Raw genomic sequence first — 23548 nt, 5'->3', positions numbered from 1 at the left:
GCGAGACCGGAGGGCGCGGCCGAGTGCGGGCTCAGGGCCGTTCTCCGCGCTTGACCTGGGGCTTGGGCAGACGCAGTCGGCGCATCTGGAGCGTGCGCATCAGGCCGTAGGCGACCGCGCCGCGCTTCGGCTCGTCGGGGAAGCGCTCCCTGAGCTGCTTCTTCAGCCTGATGGTCAGGCCGATCGAGTCCACCACGATCAGCACGATCACGCCGAGCCACAGCAGCAGCGCGATGTTCTGGAGCTGTGCCACGCGGATCATGCTCAGCACGAGGATGACCACCGCGAGCGGCAGGAAGAACTCGGCGATGCAGAAGCGGGAGTCGACGAAGTCGCGGACAAAGCGCCGCACCGGACCCTTGTCACGGGCCGGCAGATAGCGCTCGTCACCGCTGGCGAGGGCCTCGCGCTGCTTGGCGAGGTCCGCGCGGCGGGCCTCGCGCTGGCGCTTCATGGCGGCCTTGCGGTCCAGCGGCGCGCTGTTCGCACGCGCGCGGCGGCTGCCCTGGGCCTCGCTGCGCTTCGGCGTCGGGCGGCCCTTGGGGGCCTCGGGGTCACGGGGCTGCTTGGAGAGGTCCGCCGTCACCTTGCCGGTGGGGGCCTTCTCTTCCTTGGAACGGCTACGGAACACAAGGCCCAAGGGTACGGGGTGGCGCGGCGGTCCGGGACAGGAGGTGTGCCACAGCGCCGTGGGCCCGCGCATGGAGAGGGCCGGAGCGGGGAACGATCCGGCCACGCCGGGCGTCCGTATGGGAAAGAACCGCCACACAGTGGACGCATGGTCACCGATCCCTGACGCTCACCTACTCCCTGGGCCGGAGCGGAGCCGGTCGCAGTCGTCCTTGGGGATGAGCGCATCCGCGCTCGAACAGTGCGGTAATAGAAGCAGGGCCCGTACTGTGGGTTCTGTTGGAGTGCTGAAGCCGAGTCCGTCAGAAGGGGGCGCGCGAAGCCCATGAGCGGTGTCATGAAGCGTATGGGGATGATCTTCCGCGCGAAGGCGAACAAGGCCCTGGACAGGGCCGAGGACCCGCGCGAGACCCTCGATTACTCCTACCAGAAGCAGCTGGAGCTGCTGCAGAAGGTGCGCCGCGGGGTCGCCGACGTGGCGACCTCCCGCAAGCGCCTGGAGCTCCAGCTCAACCAGCTCCAGGGCCAGTCCTCCAAGCTGGAGGACCAGGGCCGCAAGGCCCTCGCGCTGGGCCGCGAGGACCTGGCCCGTGAGGCGCTGTCCCGCCGGGCCGCCCTCCAGCAGCAGGTCACCGACCTGGAGACGCAGCATCAGACGCTCCAGGGCGAGGAGGAGAAGCTGACCCTCGCCGCCCAGCGGCTCCAGGCCAAGGTCGACGCCTTCCGCACCAAGAAGGAGACGATCAAGGCGACCTACACGGCGGCGCAGGCGCAGACCCGGATCGCGGAGTCCTTCTCCGGCATCTCCGAGGAGATGAGCGACGTCGGCGTCGCGATCCAGCGTGCCGAGGACAAGACCGCGCAGCTCCAGGCGCGGGCCGGGGCCATCGACGAGCTGCTCGCCTCCGGGGCGCTCGACGACCAGTCCGGTCTCGCCAAGGACGACATCCAGGCCGAGCTCGACCGCCTCTCCGGCGGCACCGATGTCGAGCTGGAACTCCAGCGCATGAAGGCGGAGCTGGCCGGCGGCCCCGCCTCGCAGCAGGCGATCGAGGGCGGTGCGCAGCGCCAGGACGCCTCCGGTCAGCAGCAGAGCACCCCGAGGTTCGACAAGCAGTGACGGCTGCGGCCGCCGGTGCCGTCGCGCCGGCGGCCGCGTCCGTTCGTTCCGCGCCGTTCCGTCAGTGAGGAATCGTCATGATCGTACGGATCATGGGGGAGGGCCAGGTCGAGGTGGCCGACAGCCACTTCCCCGAGCTCGACACACTCGACGACGACCTGCTCGCCGAGATGGAGTCGGGTGACGGCCCCGGCTTCCGGACCACGCTGCACGCTCTCCTGGAGAAGGTCCGCGAGCTCGGTGAGCCGCTTCCGGTGGACTCGCTCGAACCGTCCGAGCTGATTCTGCCGTCGCCCGACGCGACCCTCGAAGAGGTCCGCGAACTGCTCGGCGAGGACGGTCTGATCCCCGGCGCCTGACCTCCGGCCCGGCACTCCACTCCCACCCGTGCCGCCGTCGCGGACCACCCGGTCCGCGACGGCGGCACGGGCGTTCGAGCCCGTTCCGCACGCCCGCCGGAGGTGCCCCGACCCGGTCCGGCGGACCGGGCGCACCCCGTAACGTTGCCTCCCGTGACCGCACTCGCCGACCGGCTCGCCCGCACCCAGCGCTGGCTGCGCGCGCACCCGCTGGCCCTCGACGGGGGGCTCGCCCTCGCCGTGCTCGTCTGCATGGTCGCCGGCTCCTTCGCCGAGCCGAACGGCCCCCACGGCCCGACCTTCGGCACCCGCACCCCCGAGGTGCGCAGCGCGCTGCTGATGGTGGTCGCCGCCGCCGCGCTGGTGTACCGGCGGCGGGAGCCGATGGCCGTCCTCGCCGTCACCGGCGCGCTGTCCGTCGTCGAACTCGTGGCCGGGGACCCCGCGGCGCCCGTCTCCATGAGCGCGGTGATCGCCCTCTACACCGTGGCGGCCCGCACCGACCGGCCCACCACCTGGCGCGTCGGCCTGCTCACGATGGCCGCGCTGACCGGCGCCGCGATGTCGTTCGGCACGCTGCCCTGGTACGCGCAGGAGAACCTCGGTCTCTTCGCCTGGACCGGTATGGCGGCCGCCGCGGGCGACGCGGTCCGCAGCCGCCGTGCCTTCGTCGACGCGATCAGGGAACGGGCGGAGCGTGCCGAGCGGACCCGTGAGGAGGAGGCGGGGCGCCGGGTCGCCGAGGAGCGGCTGCGGATCGCCCGTGACCTCCACGACGTCGTCGCGCACCACATCGCCCTGGTCAACGTGCAGGCCGGGGTCGCCGCCCATGTCATGGACAGGCGCCCCGACCAGGCGAAGGAGGCCCTCGCGCACGTCCGCGAGGCGAGCCGGTCCGCGCTGAACGAACTGCGCGCCACCGTCGGGCTGCTGCGCCAGTCCGGCGACCCGGAGGCGCCCACCGAGCCCGCGCCCGGCCTCGGTGTGCTCACCGAACTCGTCACCACCTTCCGGCAGGCGGGGCTGACCGTCGAGGTCGCCCGCGCCGACGACGGACCGGCCCCGCCCGCGGCCGTCGACCTCGCCGCCTACCGGATCATCCAGGAGTCGCTGACCAACGTCCGCAAGCACGCCGGGGAGGACGCCCGGGCCGAGGTGAGCGTGGTCCGGGTGGGCGCCACCCTGGAGGTCACCGTCCTCGACAACGGGACCGCCCCGGCCGCGCCGGAGGACGACGGCGGCGGGCACGGCCTGATCGGGATGCGCGAGCGGGTCGCCGCGCTCGGCGGTGTGCTCACGGCGGGGCCCCGCTACGGGGGCGGGTTCCGGGTGCAGGCGATACTGCCGCTGACGACGGGCGCGGAGGACGCCGGTGCCGCCCGGCGCGCGGCATGGGCCGGCCGCGCGGGGGAGGACGCATGACGATCAGGGTGCTGCTCGCCGACGACCAGACGCTGCTGCGCAGCGCGTTCCGTGTGCTGGTGGACTCCGAACCGGACATGGAGGTCGTCGGGGAGGCCGCCGACGGCGCCGAGGCCGTCGCGCTTACCCGTGCCACCCGTGCCGACGTCGTCCTGATGGACATCCGGATGCCCGGCACCGACGGTCTCGCCGCCACCCGCCGGATCAGCGCGGACCCCGAGCTGTCCCACGTACGGGTGGTCATGCTGACCACGTTCGAGGTCGACGAGTACGTGGTGCAGTCGCTGAGGGCCGGAGCATCCGGCTTCCTCGGCAAGGGCGCGGAACCGGACGAACTGCTCAACGCCATCAGGGTCGCGGCCGGCGGCGAGGCGCTGCTGTCGCCGGTGGCGACCAAGGGGCTGATCGCCCGGTTCCTCGCGCAGGGCGGCGGGCCGGCGGACGGACCGGAGACCGCGGTGCGCTCGGAACGGCTGGCCGCGCTCACCGGCCGCGAGCGGGAGGTCCTGGTGCTCGTCGCCGGAGGGCACTCCAACGACGAGATCGCCGTACGGCTGGAGGTCAGCCCGCTGACGGTGAAGACCCATGTGAACCGGGCGATGGCCAAGCTCGGCGCCCGCGACCGCGCCCAGCTGGTCGTCACCGCCTACGAGTCCGGGCTGGTACGTCCGAGGGTGGACTGAAGGGCGCGGAGCATACTCCAGCTGCGGTATGCGCGGCGTGAGGAACGGGACCTGGGGGCTACGGAGGCACCCCGTCCGGTGCCCCAGGGTAGAGAGGCTGGCCGCAGTGCCGCCCTCCCCGCGTACGCCACAGAAGAGAGACCCCATGTCCTGGCTGTCCAGGTTCAGCCTGAAGCAACGGGCCCTGATCGGGCTGATGTCGATCGTGGCGATCGTCTTCGGCGCGATCTCCATACCCCAGCTCAAGCAGCAGCTGCTGCCCTCCATCGAGCTTCCGATGGTGTCGGTGCTCGCCCCGTACCAGGGCGCCTCCCCCGACGTGGTGGAGAAGCAGGTCGTCGAACCGCTCGAAGCCACCATCAAGGCCGTCGACGGCATCAAGGGCATCACCTCCACGGCGAGCGAGGGCAACGCCGTGATCATGGCCAGCTTCGACTACGGGGACGGCACCAAGCAGCTCGTCGCCGACGTCCAGCAGGCCGTGAACCGGGCCCGGGTCCAGCTCCCCGACGACGTCGACCCGCAGGTGATCGCCGGCTCGACGGACGACATCCCGACCGTCGTCCTCGCCGTCACCTCCGACAAGGACCAGCAGGCGCTCGCCGACCAGCTGGAGCGGACCGTCGTCCCCGCGATCGAGGACATCGACGGCGTCGGCCAGGTCTCCGTCGACGGCGTCCGGGACCTCCAGGTCTCCGTCACGCCCGACGAGCGCCGGCTGGCGGCGGCGGGACTGAACACCATGGCGCTCGCCGAGGCGCTCCGGGCGGGCGGTGCCGCGATGCCGGCCGGCTCGTTCTCCGAGGACGGCAAGAGCCGCACGGTGCAGGTCGGCGGCGGCTTCACCAGCCTCCAGCAGATCCAGGACCTGCGGATCCTTCCCCCGCAGGGCGGCGAGGGCAAGCCCGTCCGCCTCGGCGACGTGGCGGCCGTGAAGCAGACCGAGTCCACGCCCGTGGCGCTCACCCGCACCAACGGCCGGCCCAGCCTCGCCGTGTTCGCCACCATGGACAACGACGGCAGCGCCGTCGCCATCTCCGAGGCCGTCCAGGACAAGCTGCCCGGCCTGCGCACCGACCTCGGCGAGGGCGCCGACATCACCGTCGTCTCCGACCAGGGTCCCGCGGTCTCCAAGTCGATCTCCGGTCTCACCACCGAGGGCGCGCTCGGCCTGGTCTTCGCCGTCGTCGTGATCCTGGTCTTCCTCGCCTCGCTGCGCTCCACCCTGGTGACCGCGGTCTCCATCCCGCTCTCCGTCGTCCTGGCGCTGATCGTGCTGTGGACCCGGGACCTGTCGCTCAACATGCTGACGCTGGGCGCCCTGACCATCGCCATCGGCCGGGTCGTCGACGACTCGATCGTGGTGCTGGAGAACATCAAGCGGCACCTCGGCTACGGCGAGGAGCGCGAGAGCGCCATCATCACCGCGGTGAAGGAGGTGGCGGGCGCCGTCACCTCCTCGACGCTCACCACCGTCGCGGTGTTCCTCCCCATCGGTCTCGTCGGCGGCATGGTCGGCGAGCTGTTCGGCTCGTTCAGCCTGACCGTCACAGCGGCCCTGCTGGCGTCGCTGCTGGTGTCGCTGACCGTCGTCCCCGTGCTGTCGTACTGGTTCCTGCGCGCGCCGAAGGCGGTGCGCGGCATGGACCCGGAGGAGGCGCGGCGTATCGCCGAGGAGAAGGAGACGAAGAGCCGGCTCCAGCGCGCCTACGTCCCCGTCCTCCGCTTCGCCACCCGCCGGCGCCTCACCAGCGTCGTGCTCGCCCTCGTGGTCCTCTTCGGCACGTTCGGCATGGCCGGACTGCTCAAGACGAACTTCTTCGACCAGGGCGAGCAGGAGGTCATGTCGATCAAGCAGGAGCTGGCCCCCGGCACCAGCCTGGCGGCGGCCGACGAGTCGGCGAAGAAGGTCGAGAAGGTCCTCCAGGGCATCGACGAGGTGAAGGACTACCAGGTCACCGTCGGTTCCTCCGGCTTCATGGCCGCCTTCGGCGGCGGCACCGGCGCCAACCAGGCGTCCTACCAGCTCACGCTGGAGGAGGCGTCCGCGTTCGAGACGGTCCGCGACCGGATCGAGAAGGAGCTCGGCGCGCTCGACGGCATCGGCGAGACGACGGTCGCCTCCGGCGACGGCTTCGGCAGCCAGGACCTGAGCGTCGTGGTCAAGGCGTCCGACGCCGAGGTGCTGGAGAAGGCCACCGAGGCCGTCCGCGCCGAGGTCGCCGAGCTCGACGACGTCACCGACGTGCAGAGCGACCTCGCCCAGTCCGTGCCCCGGATCTCCGTCAAGGCGACCGCGAAGGCCGCCGACGCCGGATTCAACGACGCCGCCCTCGGGATGGCCGTCGGCCAGGCGGTGCGCGGCACGCCCGCCGGGACCGCGGTCCTCGGCGACGCCGAGCGGGACATCGTCATCACGTCGGCGAGGCCGGCGCAGACCATGGAGGAGCTGCGGGCCCTGCCGCTCGGCCCGGTGAAGCTCGGCGACATCGCCGAGGTGAAGCTGGTCCCGGGGCCGGTCTCGATGACCCGGATCGACGGCTCGCGGGCCGCCACGGTCACCGCCAAGCCCACCGGTGACAACACCGGCGCGGTCAGCGCCGAGCTCCAGACGAAGATCAGCGCGCTCGACCTGCCGGAGGGCGCCACGGCGTCCATCGGCGGAGTGTCCCAGGACCAGGAGGAGGCCTTCCTCAACCTCGGGCTCGCGATGCTGGCGGCGGTGGCCATCGTCTTCATGCTGCTGGTCGCCACGTTCCGCTCGCTGATCCAGCCGCTGATCCTGCTGGTCTCCATCCCGTTCGCGGCGACCGGCGCGCTCGGTCTGCTGATCCTGACGGGCACGCCGATGGGCGTGCCGGCGATGATCGGCATGCTGATGCTCATCGGCATCGTGGTCACCAACGCCATCGTGCTGATCGACCTCATCAACCAGTACCGGGCCCAGGGCCTCGGAGTGGTGGAGGCGGTGATCGAGGGCGGCCGGCACCGGCTGCGCCCGATCCTGATGACGGCACTGGCGACGATCTTCGCCCTGCTGCCGATGGCGCTCGGCGTCACCGGCGAGGGCGGCTTCATCGCCAAGCCGCTGGCCATCGTGGTCATCGGCGGTCTGATCACCTCGACGCTGCTGACGCTGCTGCTGGTGCCGACGCTCTACGCGATGGTGGAGCTCCGCAAGGAGCGCCGCCGCGCCAGGCGCGAGGCCAAGCGGGACGCGAAGCGCGAGGCGGAGCAGCCGGACGAGAAGGCTCCGCTGGAGCCGTCGCGCGCGTAGCGGCCTCGCGGCCGCGCGACCGGCGCACCACCCCAGGGCCCCGCGGCCGCACGGCCGCGGGGCCCTGGGGCGTACCGGGGCCGCGCCCGCTCCGGCGGCGTGGACCGCGGGGTCCGGGGCGGGGGTGTCAGCGGGCCCCGGGGAGGAGGCGGTCGAGCAACGCGTCGAGCCCGGCGGTGAGTTCGGCTTCGCCGCCGGGTTCCGCGAGGGCGGGGGCGAGGTCGCGGAGCCGCGGGAAGTCCTGGACCGGGATGCGGTGCAGGCCCAGCCGGAAGCCCGGGTCCGCCTCGTCCGGGTTGTCCACCATGGCCTGGAGGTCGACGAACAGGTAGCCCAGCAGCCAGGACATCAGGGCGCGGTAGGCGGCCGGTGCCGCGGGATCCGGCACTCCCGCCGCGGCGAGCAGGGCGAGCACCCGTTCGTGCTCGCGGAGCACGGCACGGGGGCGGCGGGCGAGCGGGACGGACAGTATGCGGGTGGCCAGCAGCGGCACCACGTGCGGGTGGGCGAGCGCCACCCGGTAGGTCGCGACCGCCGCGCGGCGCAGCTGCGCGCGCGCCCCGTCCGGCTCCGTCCTGTCCGGCTCCGCCCCGTCCGCGGCGAGAGCCTCGCCGACCTCCGTGTACAGGGCTTCCACGAGTCCGTCCAGCAGCGCGTCCTTGCTCGGCGCGTACCGGTACAGCGCCATCGCCTCCACGCCGAGCCCGGCGCCGAGGCGCCGCATGCTCAGTGCCGTCAGGCCCTCCCGGTCGACGATCTCCAGTGCCGCGGCGAGCACGCGTTCGCGGCTGAGCCGGCCGTACTTGCCGCGGTCGCTGGCCCGGCGGCCGGGACCGGCGCCGTTGCTGCGTGCCATCTGCGTGCCTCCTGGATGCGATGCGATGCGGTGCGGTGCCGTGCGATGCGGGTGCTCGGCCGGTGCCGGATGCCCGCTCTTGACCGGAGCCGACATGGCGTGCAAAGTAGGGCATATACGACGTAAACGTACGCATTAAGTGTATAGCGGTCGTTTACGGCAGGGTTCTGGCGCACGGTCGCCGTGCGGGTGAATGTCCCCCATCCTCCCGCCGCATCCGGCGGACCGGTCGCGCCACGCCATCGCGCCACGCGGCGGAGGAACTTCCATGAACACGCTCTCCATTGTCATGCCCGCGCTCAATGAGGCTCCGAATCTGCCCAGGGTCATGGCGACGATGCCGCTGGAACGGCTCAGGGCCGACGGCTGGGACACCGAGGTGCTCGTCGTCGACAACGCCTCCACCGACGGCACCGGAGACGTCGCCCGATCGCTCGGCGCCCGCGTCGTCGAGCAGCCCGCACGCGGCTACGGCAACGCCTACCACGCCGGATTCGCCGCCGCCGAGGGGGACGTGATCGCGACCGGCGACGCGGACTGCACGTACCCGTTCGACGCGCTGCCGTACCTGCTGCGGATTCTCGTGGCCCAGGACGTCGAGTTCATGACCACCGACCGCCTCGGCCGCGCCAACCGCCACGCGATGTGCCTGTCGCACCGGATCGGCAACCACGTCCTCAGCGCCATGAGCCGCGGACTGTTCCGCAACGGCCTCCACGACTCGCAGTCCGGCATGTGGATCTTCCGGCGCCGGATCTGGCGGGACCTGGACGTCCGCGCCACCGGCATGGTCTTCTCCCAGGAGATCAAGAACTCCGCGACGCTCTCCGGCTACCGCTGCCTGGAGGTGCCGATCGAGTACCGCAAGCGCGCCGGCGAGGTGAAGCTGCACGCGCTGCGCGACGGCACCGCGGAGATCCTCCAGCTGATCGAGCACCGCATCCGCAGCACCGCGCGGCGCACACCGGCCCCGGCCCGCGGGCCGGCACCGGCCGCCGCCGGGCAGCGCGCCCAGGGGCGAGCCGCGTGATGCGTCCGGTGATCGGGAAGCCGAGGAACGAGGAGGTCCTGCCCCTCGCTCCCCCCGAGGCGTCCCGGCCCCCGCACCCGGCGCCGCGCCCGGCGCGCACGCGGCGCCGGCCGAAGGCGCTCGCGGTCGTCGTGCTCGCCGTGGCCGTGGCCCTGGCCTTCCCCGCCGTGCGGCAGGAACTGCGCCAGTCGTTCACCGCGCTGCCTGCCTCGTACACGGAGCTCTACTTCACCGAGGCGCCCACCGTCGAAGGCGGCACCGCCGTCGTCCCGGTCTCCCTCGTCCCGCACGGCGCGGACGGCCGCGACTACGACGTCCGCGTGTGGCTCCGGGCGCCGGACGGCCGGGTCACCGCCGACACGACCACCACGGTCGCGGCGGAGCCGGGCGAACCGGCCCGCACCGTCGCGCGGCTCCCGCTGCCGGACGGCGCGACCGGTGACGGCACCGTGGTCCACGTGGCGCTGACGGGCCTCGAACAGACACTGCACTTCCGCCTGGACGCCCGCTCCACCCCGGGCACCGGGAACGCACCCTGACGGAACACCGGTCGTCCCATGAACACCATCCTGCAGATCACGGCGTACTACCCGCCCCAGCTGGGCGGTATCGAACGGGTGGCGGAGAGCCTCGTCGCCGGACTCGGGCGGCACCACGACGTCCGGGTGGTCACCACGACCCTCGGCTCCGGCGCCGCGCCCCGGCACGTTCGCGACGGCCGGGTCACCGTACTGCGCCACCGCGCCGTCGAGTTCGCCCACACGGCCATCGCCCCCGGCGTCCTCCTGTCGCTGCTGCGGGCGCCGCGCGGATCGGTGATGCACGTGCACGCCCCCTTCGGCCTCTTCCCGGAACTCGTCGCCCTCGCCGCCCGGGTGCGCCGGCAGCGCTTCGTCGTCCACTACCACCTCGACGCCGGCGCCTCGGGCCCGCTCGGGGTGCTGCTGCCCGCCTACAAGAAGCACGTCCTCGGCCGCGTCCTGCGGGCCGCGGCCGCCGTCATCGTCCTGACCGAGCGGCAGTCGGCGTTCGTGCGGGAACGGTACGGCGTCCGCCCGGAGCGGGTGTTCGTCGTGCCCAACGGCGTCGGCGGCGACTACTTCATGCCGCCCCGGCCCGTCACCGGCCGTCCGCTGCGGCTGCTCTTCGTCGGCCGGCTCTGCCCCCAGAAGAACGTCGGCCGGCTCCTCGACGCCCTCCGCCTGGCGCGTCAGCCCGTGGCGCTGCGCGTCGTCGGCGACGGGGAGCAGCGCGCCGGCCTCCAGGCGCGGGCGGCGCGGCTCGGTCTGGACGTCACCTTCGCCGGCCCGCTCCACGGCCCCGACCTCGTCCGCGCCTACGCCGAAGCCGACGCCTTCGTGCTGTCCTCGGACCGGGAGGGGATGGCGCTGTCGGCCCTGGAGGCGATGGCGGCCTCGCTGCCCGTCGTGGCCACCGACGTGCCCGGCAACACCGAACTGCTCCGCGGCGTCGGCCTGCTGGCCGCGCCCGAGCCGGCCGCGCTGGCCGCCGCCGTCGACCGGGTGGCGAGCGACCCGGCGCTGCGGACCCGTCTCGCCCGGCGCAGCGCCCGGGCGGCGACCGCCTACTCGTGGGAGGCCGCGGTCCGGCGGGTCGAGGACGTCTACGCGAGGGCCCTGCCATGATCACGCCCCGGACCATGGGCCGGCGCGTGGCCGGCCGCCGGACCCTCGTCGCCGGCGCGCTGGCCGCGGGCGCCGTGGTCCTCGTGCCCGGGACGCCGGCGGTGCTGCTCGCCGCCGCGGGCCTGTGGCTGTTCCTGGGCGCGCCCGCCGTGCTCATGTACGACGTCGCGGGCCGGTCCGTCTCGACCCGTGACGGCCGCCTGCTGATCGCCGTCTGTCTCGGCGTGGTCTGGGCCATGGCCGTGGCGCTGGCGCTCAACACCGTGCTCCCGCTCGCCGGCATGGACCGCCCGCTCACCCGGCTGCCCCTCACCCTGGCCGCTGCCGGGTCCCTGGTGCTCCTCGCCGCCCTGAGTCCGCCGTCCGACCGCCAGGGGGGCGGGGTCCCGTGGTGGCGGACCCTGCGCAGGGAGCCGCTGCCGGCCGGCACGGCGGCCGTCCTGGCCCTGGGCGTCCCGACCGTCGCCCTGGCGGTCGCCGGAGCGGTGCGGCTGAACAACGGGCTGGGCTCGCAGGTGAGTTTCGCCGCCCTGACGGGCGTCGCCCTGCTCGTCGTCCTCCTCATGGCCCGGCACGCGCGCTGGTCCTCGCCGGTCGTGGAACTCGGCCTGTTCCTCGCCGCCGTCGCCCTGCTGCTCCTCACCTCGCTGCGGGGCTGGGGGCTCAGCGGCCACGACATCCAGCGGGAGTTCGTGTTCTTCCGGATGACGTCGGACGCGGACCGGTGGAACGTCGGCGGCTACGACGACCCGTACAACGCCTGCCTGAGCGTCACCCTGCTGCCCACGGCGCTGGAGCGGCTGACCGGGATCCCGGGCATGTACGTCTTCAAGGCACTGCTGCCCGTGCTCTTCGCGCTGGCCGTCCCGCTCGTGCACCGCTCGGTCCGCAACGTGGCGCCGAAGCTGCTCGCGCTGCTGTCCGCCGTCTTCTTCATGGCGTTCCCGGCGTTCTTCTCGGACATGACCTTCCTGGCCCGCCAGGAGGTCGCCTTCGTGCTGCTCGGCTGCGTGATGGTCGTCCTCACGGACACCGGCCGTCCGCTCGCGAACCGGCGGTTCATGGTCATGGCGCTGTTCTGCGGCATCGTGATCTCCCACTACTCGACCACGTACATCCTCGTCACGGTCTTCGCGCTGGCGTTCGCCGTGGACATCGCCTGGCGGCTCGCCTCCCGCCTGCGGCGGCGCGGGGCCCGCGGGCCCGTGGCGCGCGGGTTCGTGACCCTGTGGATGGTCGCGGGCATGGCGGTGGCCACGGTCGCCTGGACGGGGCCCGTCACCCACACCTCCGACCAGCTGCACAGCACGGTCTCGCTCACCGTGCGGGACCTGGTCGGCGGAGCCGCCGAGCAGGGCTCCTCCGACACCGCGTACAGCCTGTTCGGCGGCCATGTGGTCAGCCCCCAGCAGCGCCTCGACGACTTCCGCGCGGAGGCCGTCGAGGACAGGTCCGAACGGGGCGGCCTGTATCCGATGGCCGTGGTCGACGACTACCCCACGCCGCCGGCCGAGCAGCAGAACCTGCCGCTCACCTCGGCCGGAAGGGCGATCCAGGATCTGGGCGTCGACGTGTCCGCGGTGAACGAGACCGTCCGCCAGTCCGTGGCCCGCGTCCTCCAGGTCCTGCTGGCCGTCGGGTTCGTGACGGCGCTCGTGGGCCGTCGCCGGGTCTTCCGCCCGCAGCGCGACCAGGTGACGCTCACCGTGGGGATGACCGTCGTCATCGCCGTCCTGACCGTGCTGCCCCAGCTGTCGGTCGACTACGGGCTGCTGCGCTCGTTCCAGCAGGGGCTCTTCTTCTTCGCCCCGTTCGTCGCCGCCGGAATGCTGTGGATCTTCCGCTGGGCGGGCCGGGCCGGGCCACCGGTCGCCTGCGCCGTGACGCTCGCGATCTTCGTCGACCTCACCGGGGTCGTCCCGAAGGTGCTCGGCGGCTACCGGCCGCAGCTCCACCTCGACAACGCGGGCCAGTACTACGACATGTACTACGCCCACCCCGAGAAGGACGCGGCCGTCGGGTGGCTGGAGGCGCGGACGGTGGACGGCCCCGGCCCCGGCCTCGCACCGCCGCCTCCCGCCGTGCCGCCCGCCCCGAGCCTGGTCGGACAGGTGAACGTCCAGACCGACGGCCCGACGAGCGGCTACGGGTTCCAGCGGCTGGAGGACCGGAACCGAGGCGCCGTGAAGGACGACCTCTACCCGGCGCTCGTCGAGCGGGACGCGTACGTGCTCCTCGGCCCGACCGCCGTGAAGAAAGGAGAGGTGACCGTGTTCTCCCGCGGCGACCTCGTGACGTACCGCTACCCGGTCGCCTTCCTCGACGCGATGAAGGACAAGCTCTACAGCAGCGAGGGAACGGAGATCTTCCGATGACGGCGACCCGCCCGGACCGTTCCCCGCGTGTGCTGCTGGTCAGCCACCACTACCCGCCCCACCTCGGAGGCATCGAGAACGTCGTCCGCCAGGAGGCCGCGCACCTCGCCCGCAGGGGAGCCGACGTGACCGTGCTGACCAGCGGGCCCCGCCCCGGCGCGCCCGGGACCGGCCGCGCCGGGGAGCGGGCGGACGGTGAGCGGGCGGGCGGCGAGCGGGCGGACGGGGACGCCGTGCGCGTCGTGCGGGTCCCGGCCTGGCACGGGGTGGAGGAGCGCGCCGGCATCCCCTTCCCCGTCCTGGCGCCCGCGCTGCTCCCCGCGGCCGTGCGCTGGGCGCGCTGGGCGGACGTCGTGCACGTGCACGACTGCCTCTACATGACGTCCTGGGCGGCGGGGCTGGCCGCCGCCCTCACCCGCACACCCCACGTCGTCACCCAGCACGTCGCCGTCGTGGACCACCCCTCCCCGTTCGTCGGCCTGGTGCAGCGCGCGGTCTACGCCGCCGCGGGACGGCGCCTGCTGAGCCGGGCCGGCCGCGTCGTGGTGGTCAACGACGGTGTGGGCGCCTTCGCCGTCGGGCACGGCGCGCGGCGCGGTGCCGTGCGCCACGTGCCGAACGGGGTCGACACGGAGTTCTTCCGCCCGGCCGCGTCCGCCGGGGAGCGCGAGCGGGTGCGCGACCGCTACCGGCTGCCGCGCGACCGGGTCCTCGTCCTCTTCGTCGGCCGGCTGGTGCGCAAGAAGGGGTGGGAGCTGCTGCTCGCGGCGGCCGACCCCGCGTACGAGCTGGTGTTCGCGGGGGACGGGGACGGGAGCGCCCTCGGCGGGCGCAGCGGCGTGCACGGTCTCGGCGCGCTGCCGCCCGCGGCACTCGCCGAGCTCTACCGCGCCTGCGACGTCTTCGCCCTGCCGTCGACCGCCGAGGGCTTCCCGCTCTCCGTCCAGGAGGCCATGGCCTCCGGCCTGCCCGTCGTCACCAGCGACGACCCGGGGTACGCGCCCTACGGCCTGGACCGCGACCGGGTGGCACTGCTCCCGCGCGAGGTCCCCGTCCTGCGCGACACGCTGTCCTCGCTCGCCCGCGACCGGGCCCGGCGGGAGCGCATGGCCGCCTACTCGCGGCGGTACGCCGCCGCCGCGCTCGCCTGGGAAGGGCACACGGACGCGCTCCTGCGGCTCTACGAGGACGTGCGCCGCGAGCACGGCCGGACCGCACCCAGGGCCCGCACCGGCGGCCCGCGGGGGGCCGCGTACCGGGGGAGTGGGCCGCGGTGACCCTCGTCCGGGCGCTGCCGAGACCGCCGTCGCCTGCCGGCCTGGCCGCGATGCGGCGCGATCCGCTGCTCCGCAACTCCTTCTACCTCACGGTGACCACGGCGATCGGTGCCGTCGCCGGGTTCGCGTTCTGGATCCTGGTCGCCCGCCTGTACCCGGCCGAGGACGTCGGCCGGGCGTCCTCCCTGCTCTCCTGCGTCTACCTGCTGTCGTACCTCAGCCTCTTCGGCCTGAGCACCACGCTGGTGCGGCACCTGCCGACCAGCGCCCGCCGGAGCGAGGACACCAGCACGGCCGTCAGCACGGTGTCCATGGGCGCCCTGCTGATCTCCGGCGGGTTCGTCGCGACCGCGCCGTTCCTCGCCCCCCAGCTCGGCTACATGCACCAGTCACCGCTGCACATCGCGGCGTTCGTGCTCCTGGCCGCCAGTGCCGCGGTCAACCTGCTGACGGACTCCGTCTTCGTCGCGTTCCGCGCGACGCGCCTCAACCTGCTCATCAACGGCGTGCTGATGAACGGCGTCAAGCTGGCACTGCCCGTCGCCCTCGTCGCGGCCGGCCCCTTCGGCATCTTCGTCGCCAGCGGGGCCGCCTCGGCCGTCGCCGCGGTCACCAGCGTGGCGGTCCTCCGCCGCAGGCTCCGCCTGCGGGTGCGCCCCCACTTCTCCTGGGGAGTGCTGCGGAACACCCTGGCCTACTCGCTGACCAACTACCTGTCCAGCAGCCTCAACCTGGTGCCGCAGATCGTGCTGCCCCTCGTGGTGCTGCAGCAGCTCGGGCCCGTTCCGGCGGCCACGTACTTCATCGCGTTCCAGATCGCGAACCTCGTCTACTGCGCGTCGTACGCCATCGGCGAGGCGCTCTTCGCGGAGGGCTCGCAGGCCCGGGCCGACCTCCCCGCCCTCGCCCGCAGGTCCGGGCTCGCCATGCTGGCCGTGACCGTGCCCGCCGCCGCGTTCGTCCTGGTCTGCGTGGGGCCGGTGCTGGGACTCTTCGGCAAGGGGTACGCCGAGGGCGGCACCGTCACCCTCCAGGTGTTCGCGGCCGTGGCCCCGGCGGTCGCCTTCTACACCTGGACGAGCTTCCTGCTCAAGGTGACCCGTCAGCTCGTCGCGTCGATCGTGTCCGAGACCGTCTCGGTGGCGGTCATCCTCGGTGTCACGTTCCTGATGCTGGACTCGGGGCTCCACTGGGCGGCCATCGCCTGGGGCGCCGGGAACCTGGCCTCGGGGTGTGTCGCGGCGACGGCTCTGGTGCGCCGCCGGCGCCGGACCCGTTCCCTCCGACCGCTCGGCGGCGCGCCGGACCCGGAGGCACGGCCATGAGGATCCTGCACTTCATCGACAACGGCTTCGAGGCGGGCGGTGCGGAGAAGCTGGTCCGGCTGGTCTCCGAGGGCCTCACCGCCCGGGGGCACGTGAACCGGGTCGTCGCCACCGACCGCATGGCGGACGGGGAGCGGGTCTTCGCCGACGACCTCGTGCCCGCCATCACCGGCAGCGGACCCCGCCGCCTCGCCCGGAAGCTCTGGTACGCCCGCGGCCGCCGACAGGCCGGCGCCGTGCTGGAGGCGTTCCGGCCCGACTGCGTCCACCTGCACTGCACCAGCGAGTTCAGCCCCTCGCTCTTCGCCGCGACCGCCGGGTACCCCCGCGTGCTGAGTGTGCAGGGGCCCGAGGACTGGACGCTCGGCCTGCTGCGGTGGCAGCTCACCGGCGCCCCCGCGGGAGAGCGGCTGTCCGCGTCGGACCTGGCACGCTACGGCTGCCTCCGGTTCGTACAGCGCCCGGCCTATCTGCCCAGGGTGCGGCGGGTGGACAGGATCCTCGTGCCCAGCCGCTACTTCGCGCGGGCCGTCGCCCGCGACGCCGGACCGGTACCGGTCCACGTCGTCCCCAACGGCATCGAACGCAAGACCCCGCCACGGCCCCTCACGACCGCCGACCACGTCGTCGTCGCCGGCCGGCTCGTCCAGGGCAAGGGCGTCGGCGTGCTGCTGGAGGCGATGCGCCGGCTGCTGCCCCGGCACCCGTCGGCGCGGCTCACCGTGGTCGGCGACGGCCCCTACCGGCCCGCGCTGGAGAGCGCCGCGGCCGACCTCGTCGCAGCCCGGCGCGCCCGCTTCCGGGGCTGGCTGGGCGAGGCGGAGGTGCTCGACTGCCTCGGCGACGCCGCCGTGGTCGCGGTGCCGTCGCTGTGGCCCGAGAACTTCCCGACCGTGGCGCTGGAGGCGCTCCAGGTGGGACGCCCGCTCGTCGCCTCCCGCGTCGGCGGTCTGCCCGAACTCGTCGGTCCCGACAACGGCGTCCTCGTCCCGGCGGGCGACCCCGTCCGGCTGGCCGGGGCGCTCGGCGGTCTGCTCGGCAGGCCCGGCGTGCTGGAGCGGATGGGCGCCGCCTCCGCCGTGCGGGCGGAGCGCTACGGCATCGGCGAGTTCCTCGACGCCCTCGAACACCACTACCGCCAGGCGGCGGCCCACCACCACCGCCGGCAGGCCCAGGGCCTGCCCGACCCCCGAGGAGCGGCACGATCATGACGGTGTCCTCAGTTCTGATCGCCACCCCGGCCTTCCCTCCCGGTCCGGGCGGCGCGGCCCGGTACGCGGACGGCCTCGCGCAGGTGCTCCGGGCACGCCACGGCCTGCGGGTGGTGGTGGCCACCGCCGCCGGGCCGGACGCGCCCGCCGGAGTCCACGACCGCCCGGACGGGATACGCGTGCACCGCATCGCGGTCCCGGCCGCGCCCGCGTCCGGGGCGGCGCACTGGCTGCGCGGGATGCGGCACATCGTGGCGGAGGAGGCCGTCGACGTCGTCGACGTGCACGCCGGCGCCCCGCTCCTCGCCGGTGCGGCCGCCCGCGCGTGCGCGGACACCCCGTTCGTCCTCACCTACCACGGCGGTCCCGCCACCGGCGCGGTGCGCGCCGCGTACGACCGGACCGTGCTCGCCGCCACCGCGTACCGGGCCCAGGAGGCCGTCTGCTCCTGCGAGTGCGTGGCGGCCGCGCTTCCCGCCCTCGTCGCGGCACGCGCGACGACGATCGCCCCCGGGGTGGACCCGGGCGACTTCCCCCGGCGCCCGCCCGCACCCGCACCGCAGATCCTCTTCGCCGGCCCCCGCTCCGGCACGGCGGGCTTCGACGGCCTCGCGGAGGTGCTGAGGGCGGCGGGCCGGCTGGCGCGGACCGTCCCGGAGGTACGGGTCGAGGTCTCCGGACGGGCGGCCACGGCCGCGGAGCGCGCCCGCCGCGCCCGCCGGGCCCGGTCCGGTCACGGGCTCGTGGTCCCGGCCCGCCCGGCGGCCGGCACACCGGCCGAGGCGTACGGGCGCGCCCGGGTGGTCGTCGTGTCCGCGGGCCACGACGAGTACGCCGCGGTGCTCGCGGAGGCCGCGGCCTGCGGCCGGCCGGTCGTCGTCCTCCATCCCGGCGGCGCCGCCCCCCGTACGTCCGGCGGCCACCTCTGGCACCTCGCGGCCGGCGACGCGGCCGGCCTGGTGGCGGTGCTGGACCGGGCGCTGGGCGGCGACGTGCCCGCCGGCGGTCACTCCGGTGACGCGGCTCCGGACACCGCGTGGGAGCGTCAGGCCGACCGTACGGCCGCCGTCCTCGAACGGGCCCTCGACCGGGGCCGGCGGCGGACGCTGGCCGTGGTGTCGCCCTACTACCCGCCGAACGTCGGCGGCGCGGAGAACTACGCGCAGCGCATCGCGCACGCCGCCGCCGGGGAGCCCGGCTTCCGGGCCGCCGTCATCACGTCGAACACCGCGGGCCGGCGCACCTCGGTCGAGGGCGGGGACGTGCCCGTCGTCCGGCTGGGCACCTGGGCGCGGCTGTCGAACACACCGGTCAGCCCGCTGTGGCCGTTCCAGGTCCGGCTCTGGCTGCGCAGGCTCGGGGCCGACGCCGTCAACGCCCACGCCCCGGTCCCCGGACTCGGCGACCTGGCGGTCCTCCTCTCGGGGCCGCGGCCGACGGTGCTGACGTACCACTCGGGCTCCATGCGCAAGGGGCGCGGTCACCTCGACGCGGTCATCGGCCTGTACGAGCGGCACATCCTGCCGCGTGTCTTCCGCCGGGCCTGCGCGCTCGCCCCCGTGTCGCCGGTGTCCCTCGCGTCCGGCCGGCCGCACGCCACGCAGATCACCCCCGGAGTGGACCTCGACCGCTTCACCCCGGGGCCGCCGCCGTCGGCGCGGGCGCGCACGCTCCTCTACGTCGGCCGGATGGAGCGCGCGTCGGCGTGGAAGGGCGTGGACGTGCTGGTGCGGGCGTTCGCGCTGCTGGGGGACCGGCCCGGCACGCGGCTGCGCCTGGTCGGCGGGGGAGACGCCGTCCCCGACCACAAGGCGCTGGCCGAACGTCTCGGCGTCGGCGACCGGGTGGACTTCGCGGGCGAACTCTTCGGCGACGACCTCGTCGGGGCCGTGCAGGGCGCGGCGGCCTTCGTGCTGCCGTCGCTGAGCGAGGCGGAGTGCCATCCCATCGCCCTGATGGAGGCGATGGCGTGCGGAACGCCCGTGGTCGGCTCCGACGTGGGCGGCATCGCCTACATCGTCTCGCCGGGCGTGACGGGTCTGCTCGCCCCGCCGGGCGACGCCGAGGCGCTGGCCGGCGCCTGCCGGCGGGTCCTGGACGAGAGCGGCCTCGGCGACCGGCTGGGCGCGGCCGCGCGCGCCTGGGCGGTGGAACGCTATCCCTGGCCCGTTCTGACCGGCCGTTACGTCGCGCTGCTGCGCGCGCTGCTGTCGGCGGACCACGCGGACCGGTGCCACCGGTCCGGCCACGGGCGGCGCGGGTCTCAGCCGCGGAGCCCGGCGATGGCCCCCCGCAGGGCGTCGAACGCGGGCTTGGCGCTGCCGTCGGCCCTGCGCAGGCCGTAGAAGTTCTCGTTGGTGGCCCGGTCCCTGCCGAGGTCGCGGTCCGAGTACCAGATCAGCGCGGCCACATCGGCGTCGGCGGCGGCGGTCCGCACGGCGTCGGCCGCGATGGCGGCCTGCCGTGCCTCGGTCACATGCGTCGTCCTCGGGGAGGTCGCCTGCGGCCTGCCGTCGGAGGCGGTTCCCGGTCCGTCCGTCGGGGCGCCGTACTCGGTGATCCAGAAGGGCAGGTCGGGGGTGCCGTAGCGGCGCAGGACGCTCCGCAGACCGCCGGACGCGGCGTCCATCGCGTCCCAGGCCGTGCCGTGCGCGGTCCGGGCGCTCGCCAGGAGGGGGTAGGTGTACGGGTGGTAGCCGACGCCGTCCACGGCCTTGTTGCCGCCGCGTGCCGACACGGCGGCGAGGAACTCCGCCTGGTCCATGTCGCCCCCTCGCGTCGGCGTCGCGGCGAGGCCGCCGAGGATGACCCGCGCCGAGGGGTCGGCGCGGCGCAGGGCCCCGCTCGTCGCCTTCAGCAGCGTGCTGTAGCCCGCGGGGTCGGCCGCCGGCCGCCAGGCGCCGGCGAGGTTCGGCTCGTTCCAGACCTCCCAGGTGTGCACCCCGCGCGGGGCGTACCGCTCGGCCGCGGCCGCGGCGAACCGGGCGAAGGCCCCGCTGTCGGCCGGCGGGCAGGTCTGGTCGTGGGTGCATCCGGCGGGTCTCGCCCAGGGGGGCGTGTAGGCCAGGACGGGCAGCAGGGTGAGCCCGCGGGCGGCCGCCGCCCCGGCCACACGGTCGAAGAGGTGCCACCGGTAGGTCGTCGGGCCGTCGTCCTGGATGTCCTGCCAGGACAGGTCCGTCCGCACCCAGTCCGCACCGAGGGTCCGGGCGTCGTCGAGCGCGGCGGCGAGCTCGCCGTCCGGCATCCGGACCAGGGTGTTGCCGTACGAGATCCCCAGGCGCAGGCCGGGCGGGTCGGGCGCGCCGCATCCGGTGCCGAGCAGCGACGCCGCGAGGACCGCCAGGGCCGCGAGCAGGACCAGCCGTCGTTCCGCGCGGATTCGCACCACGCCGGAGAGTATATGCGTCGAACGCACCGTTTGACCCGGTACCGCGGCCGGGTCCATCATGTACGTATACAACGTAAATGTACGAATTCCCCCGCGGTGCCGTCCGGGCGACCGGCGGCCCGCCCAGGGGCCGGCGGGGGCGCCACGGCCCGGGAGACCCGGGCAGGACTACGTGAAGGATCATGCGATGACGGTCCACCGTCTGAGGACCCGTTCCGGTCGGCAGCGGGCGGGCTCCCCGTCCGCCGCCAACGCCCGCGAGGTGCCGTTCGCCGCCGCCACCGTCACCCGCGACGCACGCCGGGCCGTGCACGGCGTCCTGGCCTCCGGGTGGCTGACCACGGGGCGCGAGACCGCCCGCTTCGAGGACGAGTTCGCCGCCTGGGTGCGGGCACCGCACGCGGTCGCGGTGAGCTCCTGCACCGCGGCGCTCGAACTCGCCCTGCGCTCGCTGCGGCTCGCGCCGGGAAGCCTGGTGCTGATCCCGGCCGTCACCTTCTGCGGCGCGGCGGAGGCGATCCTCCACGCCGGGCTGCGCCCCGCCCTGGTCGACGTGGACCCGCGCACGGCGACGGCCACCCCCGAGGCCGTCGACCGGGCCGTCCGCGCCTGCGGCCGGCCCGCCGCGATGGTCGTCCTGCACTACGCCGGCGCCCCGGCGCCCGTCGCGGAGCTCGCCGAGGCGGCAGGGCTGCCGCTCGACCGGATCGTCGAGGACGCCGCGCACGCCCTGGGCACCCGGGCCGGCGGGCACCCCGTCGGATCCGCCTCGCCGGCCGCCTGCTTCAGCTTCTACGCCACCAAGAACCTCCCCATCGGCGAGGGCGGCATGATCACCACCGGCGACGAGGAGCGGGCGGCCTGGTTCCGCCGCGCCCGGCTCCACGGCATGTCCGCGGACGCGTGGCGGCGCAACCTCCCCGGCGGCAGCTGGCGGTACACGGTCGACGAGGCCGGCCTGAAGGCGAACATGACGGACGTCCAGGCGGCGATCGGACGGGCGCACCTGCGCCGGCTCGGCGCGTGGCAGCGGCGGCGCGACGCGATAGCGGCGCGGTACGCGGACGCGCTGGCCGGGGTGCCGGGGATCGAGCCGCTCGACGTGCCGGAGGGCGGGGGGCACGCCTGGCACCTGTACGCCGTCCGGGTCCTGGCCGGGTTCGGCACCGGCCGCGACGACCTGGTGGAGCGCCTCGCGGACCGGGGGATCGGGACGTCGGTCCACTTCACGCCCCTGCACCACATGCCCTTCTTCCGGGAGGCCGCGGTGTCCCCCCGCGGCCTCCCGGGAGCCGACGCCCTCTTCCCGCTCCTGCTCTCCCTGCCCATGTATCCGGGGCTGCCGGACTCCTCGGTGGACCGGGTCGCCGACGAGCTCGCGCGGCTGGCGCGCGCCCCGGTCCCGCCGGCCGCCCGCCGCGCCCCTGCTCCGCGGCCCCCGGCCGCGGAGCGCAGGCACCCGGACGGGCCGGCCCCCGGGGGCCGCCGCGGGCTGCGGACGCTGGTGGTGGGCGCCGGCGAGGCCGGCCGGGCGCTGGCCCGGGACCTGGCCGGGGCGTCGGAGTTCGGTCTGCGCCCGATCGGCTTCCTCGACGACCGCCCGGCGGACGCCGGCCCCGCGGACCTGCCGGTCCTCGGGGGCCTGGACGACACCCGGGAGGCGGCGCTCGCCCACGGCGCCGAGGCGGTCGTCGTGGCCATCCCGGGCCTCAGCCCGGAACGGTTCCGCCACGTGGTGCGGCAGGCCGGCGCGGCGGGGGTCAGTGTGCGCTACCTGCCGTCGTTCATCGCGGCGCTCCGGCGCGACGTGGTGGGCAGCGACATGCGGGCCCTGGACGTCCACACCCTCATCGGGCGCTCGGAGATGCACGTCGTCAGCCCCGAGACGCGCTCGATCGTGGCGGGGAAGCGGGTCCTCGTCACCGGGGCCGGAGGCTCCATCGGCAGCGAACTCTGCCGGCAGGTGCGCGGCTTCGAACCGGCCCGGCTGTTCCTGCTCGACCACGACGAGTCGAACCTGCACCGCCTCCAGCTGGAGCTGGACGGCGACGCGCTCGTCGACGACGACATCCTCATCTGCGACATCCGCGACGGCGGCCGCGTCCGCCAGATCTTCGACGAGCAGCGCCCCGACGTGGTCTTCCACGCCGCCGCCCACAAGCACCTGCCGCTGCTGGAACGCCATCCGTGCGAGGGCGTGAAGTCGAACGTGCTGGGCACCGAGAACCTCGTGCAGGCGGCGCTGGCGAGCGGGGTGGAGCGGTTCGTCCTGATCTCGACGGACAAGGCCGCCGACCCCATCTCGATCCTCGGGGCGACGAAACGGCTGGCCGAACTGACCGTGCAGGCGAACGCGGGCGGGGAGTGCGTGCTGGCGGCCGTGCGGTTCGGCAACGTGCTGGGCAGCCGGGGCTCCCTGCTCTCCGTCCTGGCCGAACAGCTCTCCTCCGGCGAGCCGGTGACGGTCACCCACCCGGACGTGGCCCGGTTCTTCATGACCGTGGAGGAGGCGGTCGGGCTGGTCCTGGAGGCGGCCCGGCTGGCGAGGGGCGGCGAGGTGTTCGTCCTCGACATGGGGGACGAGGTCAGGATCGTCGACCTGGTCCACAAGTTCGCCCGGTCGGTCAACGTGCCGGACCCGGAGATCCGCTTCACGGGCCTGCGCACGGGGGAGAAGCTGAGCGAGTCGCTGTTCTCGGAACAGGAGAGCTACGCGCCGACCGCCCATCCGAAGATCCTCGCGACGGCGTCGGCCGCGGCGCCGGACCTCGGGGATCTGCGCAGGTCGCTCCCGGGGCTCTACGCGGCCGCCGAACGCAACGACGCGGCCGGCACCCGCCGGTCGCTGGCCGCCATGATCCCGGGCTTCCCCGCCTCCGCACCCCCCGGCCCCCGGGCCCTGACGGTCCCCTACCCGGACGACTTCTAGCCGCACGGAGGCGTGTG

General features: G+C 74.4%; 17 protein-coding genes. 14 read left to right on the top strand and 3 right to left on the bottom strand.

Going from position 1 to position 23548, the window contains the following annotated elements; translation table 11 throughout:
• Positions 1–31 precede the first annotated feature (31 nt).
• Positions 32–631, bottom strand: a complete 600-nt coding sequence (locus tag IAG43_RS08290) for a DUF3043 domain-containing protein (protein ID WP_187740111.1) — start codon at positions 629–631, stop codon at positions 32–34.
• A 324-nt stretch (positions 632–955) separates the two neighbouring features.
• Between IAG43_RS08290 and IAG43_RS08285 the strand changes: the two genes are divergently transcribed.
• From IAG43_RS08285 to IAG43_RS08265, 5 genes are all read left to right on the top strand, one after another.
• On the top strand, positions 956–1750 hold the full coding sequence (locus tag IAG43_RS08285; protein ID WP_187740110.1) for a PspA/IM30 family protein: 795 nt from the start codon (positions 956–958) through the stop codon (positions 1748–1750).
• Positions 1751–1827: 77 nt separating this feature from the next.
• Positions 1828–2109, top strand: a complete 282-nt coding sequence (pspAA, locus tag IAG43_RS08280) for a PspA-associated protein PspAA (protein WP_187740109.1) — start codon at positions 1828–1830, stop codon at positions 2107–2109.
• Between the two features lie 153 nt (positions 2110–2262).
• Complete coding sequence (locus tag IAG43_RS08275; RefSeq protein WP_187740108.1) at positions 2263–3531, top strand: sensor histidine kinase; 1269 nt, start codon at positions 2263–2265, stop codon at positions 3529–3531.
• Positions 3528–4214 (top strand): response regulator transcription factor, encoded by a 687-nt coding sequence (locus IAG43_RS08270; protein WP_187740107.1) that lies wholly within the window; start codon positions 3528–3530, stop codon positions 4212–4214. The genes IAG43_RS08275 and IAG43_RS08270 overlap by 4 nt, the downstream gene beginning before the upstream one ends.
• A 145-nt stretch (positions 4215–4359) precedes the next feature.
• Positions 4360–7491 carry an efflux RND transporter permease subunit gene (locus IAG43_RS08265; protein ID WP_187740106.1) on the top strand — a complete coding sequence of 1044 codons (3132 nt, stop codon included), beginning with the start codon at positions 4360–4362 and terminating at the stop codon, positions 7489–7491.
• 127 nt (positions 7492–7618) lie between these two features.
• Here the strand turns inward: IAG43_RS08265 and IAG43_RS08260 are convergent, their stop codons facing one another.
• Entirely contained in the window at positions 7619–8347 is a 729-nt protein-coding gene (locus IAG43_RS08260; protein ID WP_187740105.1) for a TetR/AcrR family transcriptional regulator, read from the bottom strand.
• Between the two features lie 268 nt (positions 8348–8615).
• Between IAG43_RS08260 and IAG43_RS08255 the strand changes: the two genes are divergently transcribed.
• From IAG43_RS08255 to IAG43_RS08220, 8 genes are read left to right on the top strand one after another with little or no spacing between them, the layout of a single operon-like run.
• A complete protein-coding gene (locus IAG43_RS08255) occupies positions 8616–9377 on the top strand; it encodes a glycosyltransferase family 2 protein (protein WP_187740104.1) in 762 nt (253 codons plus the stop codon).
• The gene (locus tag IAG43_RS08250) at positions 9374–9916 is read left to right on the top strand and encodes a hypothetical protein (protein ID WP_187740103.1); all 543 of its coding nucleotides are present in this window, start codon (positions 9374–9376) and stop codon (positions 9914–9916) included. Before IAG43_RS08255 ends, IAG43_RS08250 begins: the two co-directional genes overlap by 4 nt.
• Before the next feature lie 18 nt (positions 9917–9934).
• Positions 9935–11023, top strand: coding sequence for a glycosyltransferase family 4 protein (locus tag IAG43_RS08245; RefSeq protein WP_187740102.1), 1089 nt, complete (start codon positions 9935–9937; stop codon positions 11021–11023).
• Positions 11020–13398 (top strand): hypothetical protein, encoded by a 2379-nt coding sequence (locus IAG43_RS08240; RefSeq protein ID WP_187740101.1) that lies wholly within the window; start codon positions 11020–11022, stop codon positions 13396–13398. The genes IAG43_RS08245 and IAG43_RS08240 overlap by 4 nt, the downstream gene beginning before the upstream one ends.
• Positions 13395–14675: a glycosyltransferase family 4 protein gene (locus tag IAG43_RS08235; RefSeq protein WP_187740100.1), complete on the top strand. Its 1281-nt coding sequence runs from the start codon at positions 13395–13397 to the stop codon at positions 14673–14675. Before IAG43_RS08240 ends, IAG43_RS08235 begins: the two co-directional genes overlap by 4 nt.
• Positions 14672–16000 carry a lipopolysaccharide biosynthesis protein gene (locus tag IAG43_RS08230; RefSeq protein ID WP_187740099.1) on the top strand — a complete coding sequence of 443 codons (1329 nt, stop codon included), beginning with the start codon at positions 14672–14674 and terminating at the stop codon, positions 15998–16000. Before IAG43_RS08235 ends, IAG43_RS08230 begins: the two co-directional genes overlap by 4 nt.
• The gene (locus IAG43_RS08225; protein WP_187740098.1) at positions 15997–17211 is read left to right on the top strand and encodes a glycosyltransferase family 4 protein; all 1215 of its coding nucleotides are present in this window, start codon (positions 15997–15999) and stop codon (positions 17209–17211) included. The genes IAG43_RS08230 and IAG43_RS08225 overlap by 4 nt, the downstream gene beginning before the upstream one ends.
• A complete protein-coding gene (locus tag IAG43_RS08220; protein ID WP_187740097.1) occupies positions 17208–19556 on the top strand; it encodes a glycosyltransferase in 2349 nt (782 codons plus the stop codon). The genes IAG43_RS08225 and IAG43_RS08220 overlap by 4 nt, the downstream gene beginning before the upstream one ends.
• Here the strand turns inward: IAG43_RS08220 and IAG43_RS08215 are convergent.
• Positions 19475–20602, bottom strand: a complete 1128-nt coding sequence (locus IAG43_RS08215) for a GH39 family glycosyl hydrolase (protein WP_187740096.1) — start codon at positions 20600–20602, stop codon at positions 19475–19477. The two genes, IAG43_RS08220 and IAG43_RS08215, sit on opposite strands and share 82 nt — an antisense overlap.
• Positions 20603–20789: 187 nt before the next feature.
• Between IAG43_RS08215 and IAG43_RS08210 the strand changes: the two genes are divergently transcribed.
• Positions 20790–23531, top strand: coding sequence for a polysaccharide biosynthesis protein (locus IAG43_RS08210; protein ID WP_187740095.1), 2742 nt, complete (start codon positions 20790–20792; stop codon positions 23529–23531).
• Positions 23532–23548 lie beyond the last annotated feature (17 nt).

Source organism: Streptomyces genisteinicus (genome assembly GCF_014489615.1).
Lineage (GTDB): Bacteria > Actinomycetota > Actinomycetes > Streptomycetales > Streptomycetaceae > Streptomyces > Streptomyces genisteinicus.
This window is presented reverse-complemented; position numbering and strand designations above follow the sequence as displayed.

What these genes read in the sequence shown, in the direction of transcription:
- pspAA (WP_187740109.1), top strand. Translation starts at nt 1,828, where the DNA reads ATGATCGTACGGATCATGGGGGAGGGCCAGGTCGAGGTGGCCGACAGC.
- IAG43_RS08220 (WP_187740097.1), top strand. Translation starts at nt 17,208, where the DNA reads ATGACGGTGTCCTCAGTTCTGATCGCCACCCCGGCCTTCCCTCCCGGT.
- IAG43_RS08240 (WP_187740101.1), top strand. Translation starts at nt 11,020, where the DNA reads ATGATCACGCCCCGGACCATGGGCCGGCGCGTGGCCGGCCGCCGGACC.
- IAG43_RS08265 (WP_187740106.1), top strand. Translation starts at nt 4,360, where the DNA reads ATGTCCTGGCTGTCCAGGTTCAGCCTGAAGCAACGGGCCCTGATCGGG.
- IAG43_RS08260 (WP_187740105.1), bottom strand. Translation starts at nt 8,347, where the DNA reads ATGGCACGCAGCAACGGCGCCGGTCCCGGCCGCCGGGCCAGCGACCGC.
- IAG43_RS08210 (WP_187740095.1), top strand. Translation starts at nt 20,790, where the DNA reads ATGACGGTCCACCGTCTGAGGACCCGTTCCGGTCGGCAGCGGGCGGGC.
- IAG43_RS08225 (WP_187740098.1), top strand. Translation starts at nt 15,997, where the DNA reads ATGAGGATCCTGCACTTCATCGACAACGGCTTCGAGGCGGGCGGTGCG.
- IAG43_RS08255 (WP_187740104.1), top strand. Translation starts at nt 8,616, where the DNA reads ATGAACACGCTCTCCATTGTCATGCCCGCGCTCAATGAGGCTCCGAAT.
- IAG43_RS08270 (WP_187740107.1), top strand. Translation starts at nt 3,528, where the DNA reads ATGACGATCAGGGTGCTGCTCGCCGACGACCAGACGCTGCTGCGCAGC.
- IAG43_RS08285 (WP_187740110.1), top strand. Translation starts at nt 956, where the DNA reads ATGAGCGGTGTCATGAAGCGTATGGGGATGATCTTCCGCGCGAAGGCG.
- IAG43_RS08235 (WP_187740100.1), top strand. Translation starts at nt 13,395, where the DNA reads ATGACGGCGACCCGCCCGGACCGTTCCCCGCGTGTGCTGCTGGTCAGC.
- IAG43_RS08245 (WP_187740102.1), top strand. Translation starts at nt 9,935, where the DNA reads ATGAACACCATCCTGCAGATCACGGCGTACTACCCGCCCCAGCTGGGC.